Here is a 20,933-nt window from a genome sequence, read left to right as displayed (position 1 = left end):
AATAAATAAAAATACACAAAAAGGAGAATTTATACTAAATGTTTATTTCTTTTGAAGGTTGTGAAGGCACCGGAAAAACCACCCATTCACGTTATTTATTTGAAAAATTAAGTAAAAAATATTCGTGTGTTTTAACCAAAGAACCTGGTGGCGGTTTATTTAATGAAGTAATTAGAAATATTTTGTTGCATTCTTCTAACAAACAAATAGATTTCTACACTGAGGCTTTGTTATTTGCAGCAGATAGAGCAGAACATTTAAGCAAATTAATTATTCCTGCTTTACAACAAAACAAAATAGTTATTTGTGATCGTTATTTAGATTCGACTATAGCTTATCAAGTTTATGCTCGCGGTTTAAGTCAAGATTTTGTTTTAAATATTAATAATTTTGCTCTAAATTACATGCCCAACATTACTTTTTATCTAGATTTAGACCCTAAAATAGGCATTCAAAGAGTCAAACAATTTAGACCTAAAGAAATTAATTCGTTTGATTTGCAAAAACTGTCTTTTCATAAAAAAGTACGCAAAGGCTACCTTGACCTTTGTCAAAAAGACCAACAAAAAAGAATTTTTTTAATTGATGCAAGCAAGCCCTTGGAAAACATTTATAACATCATTGAACAAAAACTCAAAGAAGTCTTTCAAATAGAATTATGAACAAAACCCAATCTTTGTTAGCCAAATTTAACCAAATTATCCAAAATAATAAACTCGCCCATCTTTATTTAGTTGTTGGCTCCACTCTTTCCCAACAAAAATTATTTGTTTTGGGGCTTGCCTATCGTATTTTCAAACCTCATGACCCTCATCTTTTGAAAAAAGATACCTTACTTAATTCGCAATACCCCAATTTTTATTATTTAACCAAACAAAACCATCTTTTTACCAAAGAACAAATTTTGCAATTTCAAAAAAACTTTTTGCAAACTTCTTTATTCGGAACCCAAAGAATTTATGTAATTGAAGAAATAGAAAAAATAACTACCCAAACTTCCAACAGTTTATTGCATTTTTTTGAAAATCCTTCCAACAACAATACTATAGGTTTTTTATTAACAAATAATTTAGAACAAGTTTTACCAACCATAGTTTCTCGTTGTCAAATTATTAATATCTCTGATACTGTGGATGCAAAATCACAAAATTTAGACTCTAAAACCAAATCCCAAATAGATGCTTTTGATTTTTCCTTAAGTAATTTAATAAATAAAAATTCCGATCAAATGGATTTATTTATTGCCAGCGATTATTATCAAAATTTTAAACAATTTTTTTTGGATTTTCTTATTCAATTCCCAAAAACAATTTCATTAAAATTAGCAGTTTTTGACTCTCCTCTGCTTGCAAAAATTATCTCTTGTCCTCATTTTTTAAATGATTTTTTATCAGTGTTATTATGTTTTTTTTCTGATATTTTATATGAAAAAACACCTAACTCCAAAACACCCATTTATTTTTCCAAAACACAAATTTTAACAAATCCAGAATATCAAAAATACTATCAAACCCTACCCCTTCCAACCACTTTTAATATTTTAAAAATTATTCACCAAATTTACAAAAAACAAAATATATTATCTAATCAAGAAAATCTTTTCATGGCTTTGTTAATTCAATTAGAAGCCCAAAGACTTTCATTTTAAATCTTTAAAAATGTGCACCTCCCCCCCCTATTTAAAGCAATATAAAATTTTGCACACACCCAAACCCAACAAATAAGGTAAAAAATATGTTATTTCAACAACAAAGTTTTTGCAACGCCAAACCTACTTTATATTTGGTAGCAACTCCCATAGGCAATTTAGAAGACATCACCTTAAGAGCACTTGCCACTTTAAAAGAAGTTTTTTTAATTTTAGCAGAAGATACTAGAAGAGCCAAAAAACTTTTACACACTTATCAAATCCAAACACCTTTACTTTCTTATTATGAACACAATCAAACAAGAAGGCTACATCAAATTTTAGAACTTTTATCACAAGGAAAAAATATTGCCTTAATTAGTGATGCAGGCACTCCTCTTATTAGCGATCCTGGGTTTTCTTTGGTTTGTGAAATGCAAAAACATGGTTTTAATGTGGTAGCGATTCCAGGAGTATCTGCTTTTTTAACTGCTTTTATGACTTCTGCCATCCCCTCACCTTTTATCTTTTTGGCTTTTTTACCCCGCTTGTCTCAAGCTTTGGAAAAATATTTACTCCAATATAAAAACGCCTCAGAAAGCCTTGTTATTTACGAATCTCCTCATAGAATTAAAAAGACTTTACTTTTAATACATAAATTATATGGTAATAGAAAAATTTCTTTAGCACGCGAATTGACTAAAAAATTCGAAACCATTATCAATGGCAATCTTGACTCTATTTTAGAATTTGATTTAATTAATAAGGGCGAATATGTCATTGTTGTTGCAGGTAACCCCAATCCCAACGAACATTTGCTTGCTCTAAGCATAAACGATCACGTTCTTTTTTACCTTAAATTAGGCTTTAACGAAAAAGAGGCTTTTAGCAAAGTTGCTCAAGAAAGAAACATTACCAAAAAAGAAATTTATCACCAATACAAAATCAAAAACCCCCAATCTTGATTTGATTTCCCAAACCACATGCAGATTTTTCCCAACAACCCACAATTAAAAAATATTTTTGTCACAATTTATTTAAGGAGTTTTTATGAAAACAACCCCCAACCAAAAACCTAAATTTTTTCTTTCCACAGCAATTGCCTATGCTTCTGGCATTCCGCACATTGGAAACGTTTACGAATCTATTTTAGCTGATGCCATTGCTCGTTTCAAACGCCTAGAAGGATTTGATGTTTTGTTTCAAACAGGAACCGATGAACACGGACAAAAAATTGCTGCCAAAGCTTTGCAACAAGGCAAAAATCCCCAAGAATACGTAGACCAAATATCTTTGGAAATTAAAAGAATTTATGATTTAATGCAAGTAAGTTACGATAAATTTGCAAAAACTACCAATCCCCACCACAAACAAAAAGTTCAAGCCATCTTTTACAAGTTATGGCAACAAGGAGATATTTATTTAGGAAAATATCAAGGGCTTTATTCAGTTGCTGAAGAATCTTATGTGGCTGCCAAAGATTTAATTGATGGAAAAACTTTTAATGGTGAAACTCCTATTTTAATCAGCGAAGAAACTTATTTTTTTAAGCTTTCCAAATATCAACCCCAGTTATTGCAATATTTAGAAAACAATCCCTCCTTAATTAAACCTGATGCCCAAAGAAAAGAGCTGTTAAATTTATTAAAAGAACCATTAGCAGATTTGTCTGTTTCTAGAACTTCTTTCAAGTGGGGCATTCCCGTTCCTTTTGACCCCAAACACGTTATTTATGTTTGGATTGATGCTCTAAGCAATTATCTAACCGGACTAGACTACAATCCTACATCCAAAAATAGTCAGTTTAATCGATATTGGCCCTGTGATATGCATGTTATTGGTAAAGATATTTTAAGGTTTCACCTTATCTACTGGCCTATTTTATTGATGGCACTTGAAATTTCACTACCCAAACAGTTTTTAACCCATCCATGGATTTTGTTTGATAAAAATAAAATGTCTAAATCTAAAGGTAACGTTTTGTACGTTGATGATTTGTTAAAATATTTTCCGGTGGATTCCATTCGTTATTTTGTTCTATCAGAAATTCCTTATGCTCAAGATGGTAATATCACTTATGAATTGTTAGTAGAAAGGCACAATAATGACCTAGCTAATGTTTTGGGAAATTTAGTTCATAGAGTTTTTGGGATGGTAAAAAGTTATCGCCAAAATAATTTATCCAAAACTTTAATTACAACTAATTTAGATCCCAAATTTGATTTATCCAAACAAGCTTTAGCAACTCTTCCTTTGGTTCTTCTCAAAATGCAAGATTGTAAAGTAGGAGATGCCTTGAAAGAAATTATGAATTTGGCTCGTTTTGCTAATAAATACATTGATTTGGTAGAACCTTGGAATTTATTTAAAAATCCTGAAAAACAACAACTATTAGACCACACACTATATTCTTTGGTAGAAACTTTAAGGTTTTTAGGAGTTTTATTGCAACCTTTTTTACCTCAAACTGCTCATAAAATTTTAACTCAACTCAAAGCCTCCGATATTACTTTTGAAAGTTTAGATACTTTCGGGCTTCTTTCAAGTCAAAAATTAGATAATTATCATATTTTATTTAATCGTTTGGAAATTGATGAAGTTTTACCTAGATAATTAAATTATTAACATACAATAATTTTATTTATTTTAATGAGTTTGCACTTTTTTGAAACTTCTTTATATTATTACATTTATATGTTCACATTTAAAATAATGAATTCATAATTAATTTTAATTTCTCGAAGAATGGGTATGGATCCAATGATTATAATTTTAAAAAAGAACTTTTTGCGATGTTGCCTGGTCCTTTTTATAATATCTTTTTGGAATTATTTTCTTTTTGCAAATTTAATGGTAAAAGGGGCAATACCCAAAAAAACTAATCCAGAAAAAGAATCCGAACAACCACAATCACAAGAAACAATTGCTAAACAAACTGCCAAAAAAAGAACAAAAAGATCTTCCAAACAACAAAACAAAACGGATTTTGAGCCAACCTCAAGTGAAACTAAATTTAATGATGTGGCAGGGATGGAAGAAGAAAAACAACTTCTCCAACGTTTTATTGATTTTTTAAAAGAACCTAAAAAATATCATGAAGCAGGAGCCAAAATTCCTAAAGGAATTTTGTTTTATGGACCTCCAGGAACAGGAAAAACCTTACTTGCAAAAGCTCTTGCAGGCGAATCAGACGCATCCTTTTATGCTTTTAGTGGTACTGATTTTTTGCAAAGAATTCATGGTGATGGTGCTAAAAAAGTAAGAGATTTGTTTGAAAAAACAAAAACCCATAAAACAAGCATTATTTTTATTGATGAAATTGATTCTTTTGGTATTGCTAGAAACGATTTTAGCCAAAAAGAAAAAGAAATAACTACAGAATTATTAAATCAAATGGATGGGGTTAAATCCAAAGATAATGAAAATAATGTCATTGTGATAGCTGCTACTAACAGAGTAGAATCTCTAGATTCTGCCTTGCTTCGTCCAGGACGTTTTGATTATGTAGTTAATGTTTTGCTCCCTGACCTTAAAGCAAGAAAAGCTATTTTAAAATTATGTGCTAAAGGCAAACAAATAGCTGATGAAGATATTAATTTAGAACAATTAGCCCAAGAAACCCAAGGATTCAGTGGCGCTCAACTCAAAGCCATTTTAAATGAGGCTTCAATGCTTCAAGCAGAAAAAAACAAAGAACAAGAATTGCAAAAAATTTCTTCTGAAACAATTATTCAAGCTAAAGAAAACGTTTTATTAGGGATAACAAATTCTTCCAAAACATATAATCACAAAGAAAAAGAAATTGTTGCTATTCATGCAGCTGCTAAAATAATTATCAGCCAAGTCAAAAACACTCATTTTTTAAGTTCGGTTTCTTTAATTCCACGCTCTTCGGATAAAATATTGACTTTATTTGCTAAAGAACAGACCCCTAATATTTTATTAAAAGAAACTTTAATCCAAGAAATTACCGTTTTTTTAGCAGGAAAAGCTGCTGAAGAAGTGATTTTCGAAACAACTATTGATAAAGCTTGTTCTGATTTTGTTGAGGCTTTCCACAAATCCCAAGAACTAACACGTTTTTTTGGTTATAATTCGATATCAGTTAAAGATAAAGAAGATTTACAAAGAGATATTTTAAAAAAATGTTTTTCTGATGCCAAAGCTTTAGTGAAATTAAATGAACCTTTAATTAAAGAATTGTCTCAAAAATTACAAGAACAAAATATCACTCCAATGCCACAAATTAAAGAATTTTTACAAAACAAACAAATAAAAGATATGAAAGAAATTAAAATTCAACCATTCCAACTTGCAAAAGGTTTTAACAAAACTACTATTTGGCATTTTATTTGCACTTTGCTTTTTGTCCTTTTTCTTTTATTATCAACAATTTTAATTTTTAAAACCATTTATTGGTTGTTTGCTATTCCTAAAAATTATTTTATTTTCAAGAAAAAAATTATCACCCCCTTTTTAATTGTGGTAAGTTTGTTGTTTTCTATTTTGTTGTTTTCTTTTGATTGCTATTATCATTTGCCTTTTATAAATTCCACTTCCAACATTGCTGTTTCTGATTTATTGAATAAAATTGATAATTATGAAACCAAAAAAATTACTTATGTTGCTAAAAATAGTTGGCTGGAAGGTTTTTATTACCATATCAAATTAATTGATAAAAACGGAGTCCCTTTTTATCGCAAACTAAAACCTATTTCTCAAAACATTTTGGAACAAAAAATAGCTTCTCTTAAATACAAAGATTTTATTTTCCAAGAAGAAAAATATTTTGATTGGTTAAACTTATTAATTAAAATAACCCTTTCTTTGTCTTCATTTGTGTTTTTGCTTTATGGTTGCCTTAACATTAAACGGATTAGAAAACAATTCTCAAACGAACAAATTTCCAAAAAAATATGATTCATAAAAATGCATTTTTTCATTTTGTTTTAAAAATTAAAATAAATAAAACATATCTTTATTAATTAACATTTTTTAAATTATAATAAATGGTGTATGCCAAAACCCAAACCCCAAAAAAACAAAAGGAGTTTTAAATATAATGAGTAATTTAATGAATTATCAAGGACAAGATTTTGAAACCATAACTGCCACACAACAATTGGTAGTTGTTGATTTTTTTGCTACATGGTGTCCTCCATGTCAAAGATTATTGCCTGTTTTGGATGAAGTTTGCCTTTTAGAAAAAGACATTCTTTTTTACAAAGTAGACGTTGATTTTTTTAGACAATTAGCATTAGAAAAAGGCGTTTCTGGCTTTCCCACCCTTATTTTATACAAAGATAAAAAAGAATTAGCAAGACATAGTGGGTTTCTAAATAAAGAAGACTTGCTTAAATTTTTACATTCTTATAAATAATTTTACCACAAACCGAAAGCAAAATCAAACGTTATGAACGGATTTTTTTTAGTCAACAAACCAGAAAAGATGACATCACATGATGTAGTTTTTCAAATTAAAAAAAAATTTCATTTTGACAAAGTAGGACACACAGGAACTCTTGATCCTTTAGCCTCAGGACTTTTAATTATTTGTGTGGGTAAAGCCACTAAACTGGCTTTTTTGTTCGATAAACTACCAAAAACTTATCAAGGAACCTTTCTTTTTAATAAACATTATGATACTTTGGATGTGACAGGTAAATTGTTGGATACCAAAAACACCCCTTTAACTGATTGTACCATCCAAAAAAGTTTTGCATCTTTTCATCAAAAAAAGTATTTGCAAATACCTCCTATGTTTTCAGCAGTTAAAATTAAAGGAAAAAAAATGTATCGTTTAGCACGCAAAAATCAAGTTGTAGATATTCCTCCAAGAGAAGTTTTTATTCATAATTTTGAAAAAACATCTTTGCTTTGTCGCGACCAAGTAGATTTTTTGGCACATGTTTCCAAAGGAACTTATATTAGAAGTCTTGCGCGCGATCTAGCTTTGCAATTAAATACTTATGGTGCTCTTCTTCGTTTGCAAAGAACTGCAATTGGCACGCATTTATTGCAAAACGCTAAAACTATTGAAAATTTAGAACTCAATGATTTGATTTTGGATAGTACTTTTTTTGCTGCTTACGATGAACTTATTTTAAATGATTATTTAATTAAGTTAGTAAAAAACGGCACTCATTTAGACCAAAGACAAATAACTACTAAAAAACCTTTTATAGTTAAAGATAGTAATAAAAATTTTGTTGCTTATTATGATACCTTGGATGAAAATAAATATTATCCGCGTTATTTTTTTTAATTTGCAATATTTTTAATTATTAACTATTAGAAAAACAAAAGACATTTTTGAACAATATTTTAATAATAAGTTTTTAAACATCAAACCACACAATCAAGTAAGGAAGGATTGGAAAATAATGCAAAGATTACAAAAAGTTTTGGCTTATGCAAATGTGGCATCTAGAAGAAAAGCAGAAATTTTAATTTTAGAAAAACGCATTAAAGTTAATGGCAAAATTATTTCTGAATTAGGAACCAAAGTATCTTCCAGCGACATTATAACTTTGGATGACAAACTGATCACCAAAACCACTTATTCTTATTTTTTGCTCAACAAGCCCCATGGATTTCTTTCCACTGCCAAAGACAATAAAAAACGCCCTACTGTTTTGGATTTAATCGAAGAAGCAAGCATACAAAGATTATATCCGATAGGACGTCTTGATTTTAATACTACAGGACTACTTTTAATTACTAATGACGGCGATCTTACTCAAAAATTAACCCATCCTTCCTTTTGTATTCCTAAAGAATATCATGTTAAAATTAATGCTTGTTTGCAAAAAAAAGACCTTGCCACATTCCGCAAAGGAATTATCATTGATAAAAATTATTTGGCTGTTTGTAAAGAAATTGATATTTTGAAAAGTTCTTATACACCCAAACCTTCTACTTGGTTAAAGCTAGTAATAACTGAAGGAAAAAACAGGCAAGTTCGTAAAATGCTGCAAGCTTTAGGCTATCAAGTTTTAAAGTTAAAACGTTATCGTTATTCTTTTTTAACTATTGAAAATCTCACAATAGGTGCTTATCGCCCTTTAAAAATTCATGAAATCAAAAAATTAAAAACCTTAACTACTCAAATACCGCATTAATTTAGTAAATTTAAGATCACTATAAGGAGTTAGTTATATATGCATATGAAAAGTTTTAAAATCGCCATTGATGGTCCGGCAGGTTCTGGCAAAAGCACTATTAGTAAAAAGTTGTCCCAAAAATTAGGTTGGAATCACATTGATACTGGAGCAATGTTTCGGGCACTAACTTTATATTTGTTAGAAAATAAAGTTTCATGGCATCATGAAAAAAGTCTTAATCAAGCTTTAGATAAAATCAATCTTTCTTATTCTTGTAATAAAATTTTTCTTAATCAAGAAGAAGTTTCTTTAAAAATTAAGTCTTTGGACGTCGAAAAACATGTCTCTTCAGTAGCTTTAATTCCTGCTGTAAGAACTAAATTATTGAAATTGCAAAAAGAAATTTGTGCCAATACTCCTAATTTAATTATGGATGGAAGAGATATTGGAACAGTTGTAATGCCAGATGCTAATTTAAAAATTTTTCTTACTGCCAACATTACTAAAAGAGCTTTGAGAAAACAACAAGAAGATGCCCAAAAAGGAAAAATCACAGACATTGCTCAAATTATGAAACAACTCAAGGAACGCGATCATAAAGATTATCATCGCCAACTTGCTCCCTTATCTAAAGCTTTAGATGCCATTTTACTAGACACTACCGAATTATCGATTGATGAATTAATTGCCAAAATTATTGCCTTAATTGATAAAAAAAGGAGAACTTAAATGTCTTTTAAAATTGCTATTGTGGGTCGTCCTAATGTTGGCAAATCAAGTTTGTTTAACCGTATTATTGGGAAAAGACACGCTATTACTCATCAAAAAGCAGGCATTACTCGGGACCGCATTTATGCTACTGCCGAGTGGCTTACTAAAACATTTGGAGTTATTGATACGGGCGGTATCGAAATTCAATCAACTCCTTTTTTGGAACAAATTAAATTACAAGCTCAACTTGCAGTTGATGAAGCTGATGTAATTGTTTTTGTAGTTGATGGGCAAACAGGACTTACTCAAAATGACATTTATTTAGCTAAACTTTTGTATAAAACTAAAAAACCAGTTCTTTTGGCAGTTAATAAAATTGACAACCACAATTTATTATCTAACACTTATGAATTTTATGCTCTGGGATTTGATACTCCTTTTGCAATTAGTACTCAACATGGTATAGGTATAGGTGATTTGTTAGATAAAATTGTTTTTCTTATGCGCGATGCTGCTTTAATTTCTGATTCTTCCTTTTTAGAAGACCTTCCAATAGATACACCTTTGCAAAGCCCCCCTTCCGAATTTAATTATGAAATCCCAGAAAAACAACTGTTAGAACCAGAACAAAACCAAAACCAAGAAAAAGACAACAACATTATTAAATTTTGTGTTGTGGGACGCCCAAACGTTGGCAAATCAACCCTTACTAATTCTCTTTTAGCATCTCAAAGAATGATTGTCTCTGATATGGCAGGAACTACCACCGATGCTGTTGATACTTTTTTTGAAAATGATGGGCAAAAATACCAAATTATTGACACTGCAGGTATTAAAAAAAGAGGTAAAATTTATGAACAAGAAGACAAATACAGCGTTTTGCGTGCTTTAGGTGCTTTGGAAAAAGCAGATATTGCTTGTTTAGTTTTAGATGCTAAAGAAGGTATTTTAGAACAAGATAAAAATATTGCAGGGTTTATTTTAGAACATCATAAAGCTTGCATTATTATTGTCAATAAATGGGATTTGTTAGAAAAATATACCAATACCCTAAAGAACTTTGAGCAAAAAATTCGTCAAGAGTTTGTTTTTTTATCTTATGCGCCTGTTATTTTCTTATCAGCTTTGAAAAAAAGTCGTCTTACTCAAATTTTTGCTATTTTAAAACAAGTTTTTAACAATTATAAAAGTCAGTTTAGCACTAGTCTTTTAAACGATATTTTACAAGAAGCAACTCTTATAACTCCTCCCACTTTCTTTAATCAAAAAAAAGCTAAGTTTCAATATATTTTTCAAACTAAAACCAAAGCTCCTGAATTTCTTTGTTTTGTTAATGACCCTAAACATATTCATTTTTCTTATGAAAGATTTTTAAAAAATCAATTTAGAAAAAGCCTTGATTTAGAAGGAACACCCCTCAAAATTATTTTTCATAAAAAAAAGTCTAATTTTTAAAACTATTTTGAATCCCCCTTTTTCTCCTTCTCCTTCTTTTTGCATTTTGTTTGCAAGTATTTTATTATTTGTTCTTATTTTATGATTTAATTATAGTGGTTGAAAAAAATTCAACCTTATTTTTAATTATCAAAAAAACTTTTGTCATATTTGCTGTAACTTTTTTCATGACCGTTTTTGCTATTTTGATTACAAGAAAGAAGCTATATTTTATGAAAATTACTATTATTGGCAGTGGTGCTTGGGGTTCTACTTTGGCACAAGTTTTAACTGATAACAACAATCAAGTTTTACTCTATGACACTAACCTTTCTTATGTGGAAAAAATAAATCAAGGAAAACATCCCATTTTTAATGCTCCACTAGTAAATGTCAAAGCAGTTTCTTGCCTTAAACAAGCCCTTGATTATTCTGATTTGATAGTTTTGGCAGTTCCTATGAAATTTATGCGTCATCTTCTCAAACAAATTGCCCTTATGTTAACCACTCCCAAATCGTTTGTCAATGTTTCTAAAGGTATTGAACCTTTAACTTTTTTGCGTGTTTCTGAAATTGTCAAACAAGTTATTCCTGCCCCTCTTTTAGCTAATTTTGCTTCCTTAATGGGTCCATCGCATGCTGAAGAAGTTATTTTACGCAAATTAACTCTGTTAACTGCAGCTTCTTCCAATCCCGCTTTTGCCTTGGAAATTCAAAAATTATTTTCTTGCCCTAATTATTTGAAAGTATATACTTCTTCTGATTTGGTAGGAAATGAAATTTGCAGTGCTTTTAAAAATGTTTTAGCCTTTATTAATGGTATTTTAGTAGCCAAGAACTTTGGAATTAATTCTCAAGCAGCTTTGATGAGTCGTGGTATTTTAGAAATGTCGCGGTTAGTTACTTTTTATCAAGGAAACCCCCAAACCGTTTTAGGACTTCCAGGATTAGGTGATTTAATTGTGACTGCTTTTAGCAAATACTCCAGAAATTTTAATGCTGGTGCTAAAATTGCTGCAGGCATTACTTACCAACAAATTATTGACTCTTCTTTGCAAACCATTGAAGGATTCCAAACTCTTAATGCTTTTTATCAATTGCAATTAAAACATAATTTAGATCTGCCCATTATTCAAGCCTCTTATCAATTAATTTTTGAATCCAAGCCCTTTGACACTGTTTTTGCAACTTTAATGCAAAGACCTTTCAAAAGTGAATTCTAAATTATTTTTTTACCCACCCACCATTTTTTTAATCCATTTTGCAAACACCCCTGCAGTCAATTAAGAATAAAATGCAAATAATTACCAATAATTTAAAATAATTGTTGGATTGCGCTTGTAAATTATTTTTTTGATGTTATAATAAGTACGTAAATAAAAAGAAAAGGAGGCAAAAAATGAACAAATTAGAATTTTTAAGAAAATTAGCTGAAAAAAATGGCGTTAGTCAAAAAGAAGCTGATAAATTTCTTAATAACTTTATTGAAGTTATTTCTCAAAGTCTTCAAGAATTCAAAGAAGATGAAAAAGTTACTTTAACAGGTTTTGGCACCTTTGAAGTAAAAAACAGAAGTGCTCGCAAAGGAAAAAATCCAAGAACTGGTAAAACTATTAACATTCCAGCTAAAAAGGTTCCTACTTTCAAATTTAGCAAAAGTTTTAAAGATCTTTTCGTTTCTTCAAATCTTTACTATTAAGTTTTTTAATATTTTACAATAAAAAAACAAACTAACTAGTTTGTTTTTTTATTTACACTTTTTGATAAAGTGAACCCATAAGGAAGTAGGTTAGTGCTTTTGCAACCCACAGCTAAAAATTATTTAATAGGAACTCGCGCCAAAGTTCAAAACGATCCCCAAATAGCAGTTATTACTCGCATTGATTATCAAAGAGGTTTTATTTACTTGTTATTTAAAAGAATGAGAGAAGAAAAATATCCTTTTCCCCAAGCCTTAGAACAAAACATTATTCAACCTATTGTTTCTAAAAATAAATCTCATCAGCAATAATTTATCATTAATCAAATTTATAACTTATCTTCATTATCCATTATTTGAATTGCATTTGTAAATATTTAAATGTTAAACCAAAAAGGAACGATATGAAAAGAAAATTAAGATTTAAAAAAATTGTTTTAAGAAATTATTTTAAAAATTCCAATGTTGTTTTTCTTTTTTTAATGTTGTCTATTTGTACTTTAATGCTTGTTTTTTTTCGTGATTTTAAAGAATGTGTTAACAAAGGACAAATTTATTTGCAATATAAGTACAAAGCCCCTACTTTTATGTCTGAAATTGATTTTGCCACCACAGGAAAAGAAGACAACATTTTAGATTACGAAGAAGATTATTATCCTGGGCACCACACTTTTATCAAAACAGTTTGGTATTTTACCCATCAAAGTAATTTATTTGTATTAATTGTTTATGCTTTATTTTTTACCAAAGTAAGACAAAAAAAATGGTATCATTATGTAGTTTTTGCATGTTTAGTTAGTATTTTGATGACAGGTTTAATTTTTCACATTTTAATTGATAAAGGTAGACATTTTTACGAACCTAAATTTAGTCTTTCTTTTTTTCTTTCTCATCTCCACCACACTTTAGCTCCTTTATGTTATCTATATTTTTATTTTAAAGTCAATTCTTATGCTATTTCTTATAAAAAAATGTGGATAGCTTTTATTCATCCCTTGCTTTATATGACCTTTTTTAGTTTATTTGGCTTTTTATCTATGCAAGATTATTTTCAAGATCTGCAAAAAGCCAAACCAATTATAACTTCAGAAAAACAAGCAGCTAAAAGAGATCCTTTTAAAATGTTTCCTTATGTTTTCTTTTCTCCTTTTAAACAAAAATTAAATAATCCTGCAAATGCCCAAAAGTTAGAAGATAAGGAAAATCGCCATCACAAACTTTATCGTTTTGTTTATTCAGGTTATGACTTTGTTTGTTTGGTCTTTTCTTGCCTTTTTGTCTTTACAGTTTCTATGACTTATACTCTTTTATGGATTAAAAAACGTTTACTTAATAAAAAATACTCCTCATTATAAAAAAACTAAAAAATAATAATTTTAAAAACTCTTTATTATTTATTAAAAAAATTTGATATAATAGTACTATATTGCTTAATTAGTTAGGAGAAAATTAACATGCGTGATTTAGTAAAATTAGTTTGTACAGAGTGCAAAAGAGAAAATTATCATACTGATAAAAATAAAAAAAAGACCCCAGGACGTTTAGAATTAAAAAAATACTGTCCTTTTTCTAGAACTCACACTCTACATAGAGAAAAAAAATAAAAAACAAAACAAATGTTTAATATTTAGAAAAGCAAAACTTTTAGCCAAACAAATTTTTTCAATATTTTTCCAAGAAATTCGCAAAACAAAAGTTTAAATTACTTCCCAAAATCAAATTATTTAAATGTTTTAAAAAAGAAACATTATTTTGAAAATTAAAAATTTTTGGAATTATTTCCCAAAGCAAAAGTTTCAATTACTTCCCAAAATCAAATTTTTTCAAATAAAAAGTTAAATTATTTTGCCAAGTTTTTTGCCTGCTTTTTTATTCCAATTTTTTAATATTAAACATTTTTCCGTTTTCTTTATGAACTTATATTTTTTTCATTTCTATCTTAAAAAAGGAAAATCGTGTTTTTATGTTTTTGCACAATAGAAATAATTTCATCCAAAAAATGAAACCAAACACCGCTGCTCTTTTTTATTCTGGAAAAGCAATTACTAAGAGTGGCGATCAAACTTTTCCTTTTGAAGTTGATCATAATTTTTATTATTTGACAGGAATTAACCAACCAAACACTATTTTATTGTTGGTAAAAACACCTAATTTATCTCATACTTTTTTATTTTTAGAAGAAAATAACCCTAGTAAAGCCTTGTGGGATGGAGATATTTTGAGTTTTTCTGATTCTTCTTTGATATCTCAAATTAATTTATCAAACCTCAAAAACATATTAACTTTTGAAACTTTTTTATTTCAGATGATAAATCCTTTGAGAGGTTCTTTTGTGGATTCTTTAGAAGGTTTTTATTTTGACCTATCCAAGCAAACCTTAGACCAAAAAGCAAGTTGGGCTTTAGAATATTGTCAAAAAATGACTTCTTTATATCCTTTTTTGCAAGTTTATAATAGCTCTTCTTTTTTATTTTCTTTGCGTCAAACAAAAAGCGTTTACGAACAAACCCAAATCCAAAAAACTCTAGATATCAATCATCAAGCCCTTAATTATTTATTAAAAAACTTAAAACCTGGAATGTATGAATATCAAATAGCTGCTCTTTTTCATTATTTTTTGGAAAATAACCAAACTCAAAAATCCTTTGAAACCATTGCTGCTTCAGGAAAAAATGCCTTAATTTTGCATTATAACAAACCTAACTGCCAATTAAAACCCAACGACCTTTTATTATTTGATGCTGGCGTTACTTATAATCATTATTCCTCTGATATTACTCGTTGTTATCCTGTAAGCGGACAATTTAGTTCTTTGCAAAAAGATATTTATAATTTAGTTCTTAAAGCTAACAAAGAAATCATTGCTTGGGTAAAACCGAATCACACCTTTACGCAATTAAACCAATATGGCAAAGATATTTTATTGCAAGGATTAAAAGAAATGTCTTTACTTAAAGAAGGCGAAACAATCCATCAATATTGCTATCACGGATTAGGACATCACTTAGGATTAGATATTCATGATGTTTGTAATTATACAGGTGTTATTGGAACAAACAGCGTAATTACTGTCGAACCAGGTCTATATTTAAAAGATTTAGGGATTGGAGTAAGAATTGAAGACAACATTTTAATCACTCAAGAAGGGGCTGTTAATTTATCCAAACACATCCCTAAAGAAGTCAAAGACATTGAAGCTTTAATGAAACCATTTGTCACTCATTAATTTAATTATAACAAGCTCGCATTAAAGCGATTTTTGGCCCTGTAGCCAAGTGGTAAGGCATGGCTCTGCAAAAGCTTGATCAACGGTTCAAATCCGTTCAGGGCCTCCATTTATTTTATTTTTTTAATCCACTTTTGGGATATTTTTTTAACACATCTCAATTACTATTTTTTTCATCCCCTTTTTTTTTATTTTTATTTTTTATATTTGCTTACATTCACCTATTTATTTTTTTATTTTGCAAATCTATACAATATAATTTAGGAGTAGTACTCAAGTGGCTATAAGAGGCGTCCCTGCTAAGGACGTAGTCCGAGAAATCGGTGCAAGGGTTCGAATCCCTTCTGCTCCGCCATTTTGAATTTATTTTTTTATCCTTTATTTTTTAATAAATATCTGGTATTTTTTTAATCAATAAAAAAACTTTTATCCCCCCCCTTTTTTTATTATGGATTACCAAATTATCATCTCAACTGCAATTATTTCTTGTCATTTCCAAACTATAACAACATTATTATAAATCGAAATAAAAGAATTGTTAGATTCTTTAAAAAATAAATATTTTCAAAAGACTTTCATTTACAAGTCATCATTATGCTTTTAAATATTTATTTTTTATTATTTTTTCATGTTATAATATTTTTGCTTATAGTTTGTTCTTTTCCTGAAACCAACACAAATAACACATTAATTAAAATATTTATAATATATTATAACTAAACAAAGGTAATGCAAAAATGAAAACAATGAAACGAGTTAAAACAGTTACTGCTCGCTCATCTGATTTTGGAAAATGGTATACAGATGTTTGTCTTAAAGCTGAATTAATAGCTTATTCTGAGGCAAAAGGTTTTATTATCTATCTTCCTTATGGTTATGCTTTGTGGGAAAATATTCAAAAACATCTTAATTGTACTTTACAAAAAACAGGTCATCAAAATGTTTATTTTCCGTTAGTTTTTCCAGAAAAACTATTTCACAAAGAAAAAAATCATATTCAAGGATTTTCTCCAGAAGCAGCAATGATAACAACTACAGGCAAAAAAAACTTATCCGAAAAACTAGTGATTCGCCCTACTTCAGAAATTTTATTTTCGCAATTTTATTCTAAAACAATCACTTCTTATCGTGATTTACCTAAGTTATATAATCAATGGTGCAATGTGGTTCGCTGGGAAAAAACGACTAAACCTTTTTTAAGAGGTAAAGAGTTTTTGTGGCAAGAAGGACACACTGTGCATGCTACCGAACAAGAAGCGATGCAGCAAACTTTATCCATCCTTGATATTTATCAAAAGTTAGGCAAAAACCTTTTAGCCCTTCCTTTTGTATGTGGCAAAAAAACCGAAACAGAAAAATTTGCTGGAGCCCTCATCACTTATTCTATCGAAGCGTTAATGCATGACGGACAAGCTCTTCAAGCAGGAACTTCTCATTACTTAGGTACTAATTTTGCTAAATCGTTTCAAATCCAATTTCAAGATTGCGACCATCAAAAAAAATATGTTCATCAAACATCTTGGAGTGTTTCTACACGTTTAATTGGAGCTTTAATTATGGTTCACAGCGATGATGAAGGACTAGTTTTACCGCCTTATGTTTCTCCTATGCAAATTGTAATTATTCCTTTGCAACCTCAAGATGATGCAGTAAAACAAACATCCGAAAACCTCTTTTCCATCCTTCAAAAAAACTATCGCGTTCATCTCGATCTACAAGACAAAACTGCTGGTTGGAAATTTAGTCAATATGAACTTAAAGGTGTTCCTTTGCGTATAGAAATTGGCAAACGTGGTTTAGAAAATGATGAAGTTACTATTTTTCAAAGATATAACTTCGCCAAACAAAATATCAAAACCAAAGATTTGCCATCTCAAATCCCGCAATTATTTGAAACCATCCACAATAACATGTATCAAAAAGCACTGCAACATTTAGAACAAAATCGCAAACAAGCTACCACTTATGAAGAATTTAAAACTTATCTCAAACAAGGTGGTTATGTAGCAATGAGTATTTCAGGAACTGATGCCGAATTGCAAATTAAACAAGAAACAGGAGCTACTGCCAGAGTTATTTTAGAAACTAATTTAATTACTGCTAACTGCCCTGTTACTAACAAAAAAGCCCTTCAAACTGTCTTATTTGCTAGAGCTTATTGAAATTATTTTAAAAATGATTTGTTATAAAAGCCAACCAAAAAGTTTCAACACATTTAATACTAAATCATTTCTCCAAATATTTTCTTTCTTTTTATAAACATTTTATTTTTTACATTTTTACTCCCACAACCACTATTTTTTAATTATTCAAAACTTTTAGGCTTGACATTTCATACTAAAAAAGATATAATTAAGGAAGTGTATTAAATAGAAAAGAGGTTTTTTTATGAAACGAACATATCAACCTAGTAAAATCAAAAGAAAAAGAACTCATGGTTTTAGAGCCAGAATGGCAACTGTTGGAGGATGCAAAGTTCTTGCTAGAAGAAGAGCTAAAGGACGTTTGCAACTAACAGTTTGAAATCAAACTAACTTGATTTTGATTAATTCAAACCAAAAATAAACACCGCTTTTTCGGTGTTTATTTGATAAATTTTTTTTTATTGCTATTGTATCATTAATAATTGTGGAATTTATATTTTTTAAAATGGTTAATTGATGTTTTGAATATAAAAGTTAAGAATTTTAGGATTATTAAGAAGATGAAAAGAAAATATATTCTTAAAAAAGAAAGCGAAATCACCCCTGTTTTTAAATCTAAAAAAAGATACGGGAACTCCCTTTTTATTATTTATTACGTCAAACAAACTGCCTTTCCTCATTTTAAATTTGCTTTAAGTGTTGGTAAAAAATATGGTAAAGCTCACGAAAGAAATTTAATTAAACGTCGTTTAAGAGCAATTATTAGGAGTGTTTCTCCTTGCCTTAACCCCAAAATGTTTTTTGTTATTGTTATTAAAGCTCAAGCCAAAAGCCTAACTTTTCAACAATTAAAAACTTTCTTTTTGCAATTTGCTACTAAAACTCGCATATTACTTTCAAATAACTAAAATAAGGAGTTAATTAAAATGGATGTTAGAAATCATTCTTCAAAAAAAAAGTTTTTATTTTTAGCAATTTTTCTATTCGGGTTATTTTTTTGGCTCCTTACTCCTCCAAAGCGTGAAAAAATAGAAGTTTTTGACAAAGTTTTTGTTTTTAAAAGTAACGAAAAATATGAAGAATATTTTACAAATAAAGATCCTTCTAAATTAAATGAATGTGCTGATACTTTTGTGGTTTATGTTATCAATAACAAAAAGAAAGAAATTCAAATAGCTATGCAAGACGAATTTAAAGGTATGTTAAATAAAAAAAATCAAGCAAAATATTTTTTTGGTTTAATGAAAAAACCAGATCCTGAAGTAGAAGGTTTTTCTAATTTTGATCCTTCTAAATTAAATAACAAAGAATATTTTTTAACTTTTAAACCAGATGCTGATGTTTTTAAAAATAAAAACGATAAAGAAAAAACCGAATTCAAAAATAAATTAATGAAGGATTTTTTAACAGTTTCTGCAGGCACTAATGATGATTATATTCAAAACAATAAATATCAAAAAAAAGAATTAAAAGATGCATTAGAATTTAGAACATCTGAAAACAAAATCCCTCTTTCTTTAGAAAATATAAAATTAGATTTTGACAAAGATCATTATGCAGAAAATATCAAAAACACTTCCAATAATGATTCATCTAACATTGATATTAAATTTACAAACAACAATAACGACCATTCAATATCTAGAAAACTTTTTATAACTAATTCTTCAGTTCCAATTCAACTTCCTTCTAGACTGGAATGGAGCCTGTTTGGTTATTTTTGGAATGTTTTAATAATTTCAATTGGCTCTTTTTTATATTTTTTCTCAACTTTCTTAGTTTCTGGTGCTTCTGGTATGTTTTTTGGCAACTTAGGGTTAGGAATTGTTTTAGCTACTATTTTCATCCGTACTTTAACTTGGCCTATTTATACTAAAACAAGTACTTTGAGTATGAATATGAGTTTAATTCAGCCCGAAATTGAAAAAGTAAAGCAAAAATATGCTCTCAAAAAAGATCCTGCCTCAGCTCAAAAAATGCAGTTAGAAATTTTCAAAGTTTATCGCAAAAATAATTTTTCTTTTTGGGGCTTTTTATTGTCTTTCTTGCAACTTCCCTTATTTATTGCAATTAATCAAACCTTAAGTCGCTTTATTATTCCTGGAGGTATTTTTGCAACTGATAAATTAATTGAAAAGCCCTTTTTAGGATTCATTAATTTAAACCCTTCTAATCCCAATAACGCTTTTGTTATCTTTTTGCTTTCTTTTTTAGTGGGAGCAACGATGTTTATTTTGAATAAAATTAGTTTTAAAAAACCAGATTATTTAAAAAACCCTTCTTATCATTTGACTTCAGAACAAAAACAAAAAGCTAAACAATCAGAAAAAAGTATGACAATTATGAGTGTTGTTATGATTTTAATGATGGTATTTTTCTCGCGTTCTAACCCAATATTGTCTTTATATTGGATTGTTGGGAACACCTATACTATTTTCCAAACTTTGCTCACTAGAAAAAAGATGCAACAAAAATATTTTGCATTAAAACAAAACGCTTTATAAAAACTTTTTCCTTCATCAATACTTGCAACAATTCAAAAATCAAACTAAGTAAAAAACAAACAAAACTTTTATATTTTTTTCTGCAGTTCTTAATTTTCATCCTTATATAAAAACCTTTTATAAAGGGTTTGCAAAATAATTTTTAAAAAACATTTTTTGGAAAGCAACATATTTAGTTAGGATAATTTCTTCATAAATATATTTTTTATTTTGCAAAAAAAATATTTCAAACACCATTATCCAATTCCAAAATATCTTTTTCCAAACCCCAAATTCCTATCAAAAATAACAACCCAAATTAAAATTTAAAAAAAATCAAAAAAGCTTGCTTTTCATTTTTATATGTGCTATAATATCTAAGGTAAATAAATTTGAAATTGTTAAGCAATTTCGGAGGGATAGCGAAGTGGCTAAACGCAGCAGTCTGTAAAACTGTTCCGTAAGGTACGGTGGTTCGAATCCACCTCCCTTCACCATTAATTTTT

At 28.9% G+C, this 20,933-nt stretch carries 20 protein-coding genes and 3 tRNA genes; all 23 read left to right on the top strand.

Features of this window, described 5'->3' with window-relative positions:
• The first annotated feature begins 38 nt into the window (after window positions 1-38).
• The 23 genes from tmk (at window position 39) to KE631_RS00005 (ending at window position 20,924) form a co-directional block, all read left to right on the top strand.
• Window positions 39-662, top strand: a complete 624-nt coding sequence (tmk, locus tag KE631_RS00115; protein ID WP_212508878.1) for a dTMP kinase — start codon at window positions 39-41, stop codon at window positions 660-662.
• Window positions 659-1,648 carry a DNA polymerase III subunit delta' gene (locus KE631_RS00110; protein ID WP_212508877.1) on the top strand — a complete coding sequence of 330 codons (990 nt, stop codon included), beginning with the start codon at window positions 659-661 and terminating at the stop codon, window positions 1,646-1,648. The genes tmk and KE631_RS00110 overlap by 4 nt, the downstream gene beginning before the upstream one ends.
• 86 nt (window positions 1,649-1,734) lie before the next feature.
• Complete coding sequence (gene rsmI / locus KE631_RS00105) at window positions 1,735-2,592, top strand: 16S rRNA (cytidine(1402)-2'-O)-methyltransferase (RefSeq protein ID WP_212508876.1); 858 nt, start codon at window positions 1,735-1,737, stop codon at window positions 2,590-2,592.
• 85 nt (window positions 2,593-2,677) lie between these two features.
• Complete coding sequence (gene metG, locus KE631_RS00100; protein WP_212508875.1) at window positions 2,678-4,240, top strand: methionine--tRNA ligase; 1,563 nt, start codon at window positions 2,678-2,680, stop codon at window positions 4,238-4,240.
• A 237-nt stretch (window positions 4,241-4,477) separates the two neighbouring features.
• Window positions 4,478-6,547 carry an AAA family ATPase gene (locus tag KE631_RS00095; RefSeq protein WP_212508874.1) on the top strand — a complete coding sequence of 690 codons (2,070 nt, stop codon included), beginning with the start codon at window positions 4,478-4,480 and terminating at the stop codon, window positions 6,545-6,547.
• Between the two features lie 142 nt (window positions 6,548-6,689).
• Window positions 6,690-7,007 carry a thioredoxin family protein gene (locus KE631_RS00090; protein WP_034172118.1) on the top strand — a complete coding sequence of 106 codons (318 nt, stop codon included), beginning with the start codon at window positions 6,690-6,692 and terminating at the stop codon, window positions 7,005-7,007.
• Between the two features lie 33 nt (window positions 7,008-7,040).
• Window positions 7,041-7,892, top strand: coding sequence for a tRNA pseudouridine(55) synthase TruB (truB, locus tag KE631_RS00085; protein WP_212508873.1), 852 nt, complete (start codon window positions 7,041-7,043; stop codon window positions 7,890-7,892).
• Between the two features lie 118 nt (window positions 7,893-8,010).
• Window positions 8,011-8,748: a pseudouridine synthase gene (locus tag KE631_RS00080; RefSeq protein ID WP_212508872.1), complete on the top strand. Its 738-nt coding sequence runs from the start codon at window positions 8,011-8,013 to the stop codon at window positions 8,746-8,748.
• 45 nt (window positions 8,749-8,793) lie between these two features.
• Window positions 8,794-9,459 (top strand): (d)CMP kinase, encoded by a 666-nt coding sequence (gene cmk, locus KE631_RS00075; RefSeq protein ID WP_212508951.1) that lies wholly within the window; start codon window positions 8,794-8,796, stop codon window positions 9,457-9,459.
• Complete coding sequence (gene der, locus KE631_RS00070) at window positions 9,460-10,896, top strand: ribosome biogenesis GTPase Der (RefSeq protein ID WP_212508871.1); 1,437 nt, start codon at window positions 9,460-9,462, stop codon at window positions 10,894-10,896.
• A gap of 212 nt (window positions 10,897-11,108) precedes the next feature.
• Complete coding sequence (locus KE631_RS00065; protein WP_212508870.1) at window positions 11,109-12,098, top strand: NAD(P)H-dependent glycerol-3-phosphate dehydrogenase; 990 nt, start codon at window positions 11,109-11,111, stop codon at window positions 12,096-12,098.
• Between the two features lie 176 nt (window positions 12,099-12,274).
• Window positions 12,275-12,574, top strand: a complete 300-nt coding sequence (locus KE631_RS00060) for an HU family DNA-binding protein (protein WP_212508869.1) — start codon at window positions 12,275-12,277, stop codon at window positions 12,572-12,574.
• A gap of 93 nt (window positions 12,575-12,667) precedes the next feature.
• Window positions 12,668-12,886 carry a hypothetical protein gene (locus KE631_RS00055; RefSeq protein WP_212508868.1) on the top strand — a complete coding sequence of 73 codons (219 nt, stop codon included), beginning with the start codon at window positions 12,668-12,670 and terminating at the stop codon, window positions 12,884-12,886.
• Window positions 12,887-12,978: 92 nt separating this feature from the next.
• The gene (locus KE631_RS00050) at window positions 12,979-13,929 is read left to right on the top strand and encodes a hypothetical protein (RefSeq protein ID WP_212508867.1); all 951 of its coding nucleotides are present in this window, start codon (window positions 12,979-12,981) and stop codon (window positions 13,927-13,929) included.
• Between the two features lie 99 nt (window positions 13,930-14,028).
• Complete coding sequence (gene rpmG / locus KE631_RS00045; protein WP_011160619.1) at window positions 14,029-14,178, top strand: 50S ribosomal protein L33; 150 nt, start codon at window positions 14,029-14,031, stop codon at window positions 14,176-14,178.
• A gap of 359 nt (window positions 14,179-14,537) precedes the next feature.
• The gene (locus KE631_RS00040; RefSeq protein WP_212508866.1) at window positions 14,538-15,800 is read left to right on the top strand and encodes an aminopeptidase P family protein; all 1,263 of its coding nucleotides are present in this window, start codon (window positions 14,538-14,540) and stop codon (window positions 15,798-15,800) included.
• 35 nt (window positions 15,801-15,835) lie between these two features.
• Window positions 15,836-15,909, top strand: a tRNA-Cys gene (locus tag KE631_RS00035).
• 154 nt (window positions 15,910-16,063) lie between these two features.
• Window positions 16,064-16,155, top strand: a tRNA-Ser gene (locus tag KE631_RS00030).
• 382 nt (window positions 16,156-16,537) lie between these two features.
• Entirely contained in the window at window positions 16,538-17,962 is a 1,425-nt protein-coding gene (proS, locus tag KE631_RS00025) for a proline--tRNA ligase (RefSeq protein WP_212508865.1), read from the top strand.
• A gap of 226 nt (window positions 17,963-18,188) precedes the next feature.
• Window positions 18,189-18,323 (top strand): 50S ribosomal protein L34, encoded by a 135-nt coding sequence (gene rpmH / locus KE631_RS00020; RefSeq protein ID WP_024563646.1) that lies wholly within the window; start codon window positions 18,189-18,191, stop codon window positions 18,321-18,323.
• Window positions 18,324-18,504: 181 nt separating this feature from the next.
• Entirely contained in the window at window positions 18,505-18,852 is a 348-nt protein-coding gene (gene rnpA / locus KE631_RS00015; protein ID WP_212508864.1) for a ribonuclease P protein component, read from the top strand.
• An 18-nt stretch (window positions 18,853-18,870) separates the two neighbouring features.
• Window positions 18,871-20,448 (top strand): YidC/Oxa1 family membrane protein insertase, encoded by a 1,578-nt coding sequence (locus tag KE631_RS00010; protein ID WP_212508863.1) that lies wholly within the window; start codon window positions 18,871-18,873, stop codon window positions 20,446-20,448.
• 392 nt (window positions 20,449-20,840) lie between these two features.
• Window positions 20,841-20,924 (top strand) — tRNA-Tyr (locus tag KE631_RS00005).
• The last annotated feature ends 9 nt before the right edge of the window (window positions 20,925-20,933 follow it).

Source organism: 'Santalum album' aster yellows phytoplasma, assembly GCF_018283495.1.
GTDB classification, from domain to species: domain Bacteria; phylum Bacillota_I; class Bacilli_A; order Acholeplasmatales; family Acholeplasmataceae; genus Phytoplasma; species Phytoplasma asteris.
Note: the sequence above shows the minus strand (reverse complement) of the source record. Positions and strands in the feature narration are given on the sequence as shown.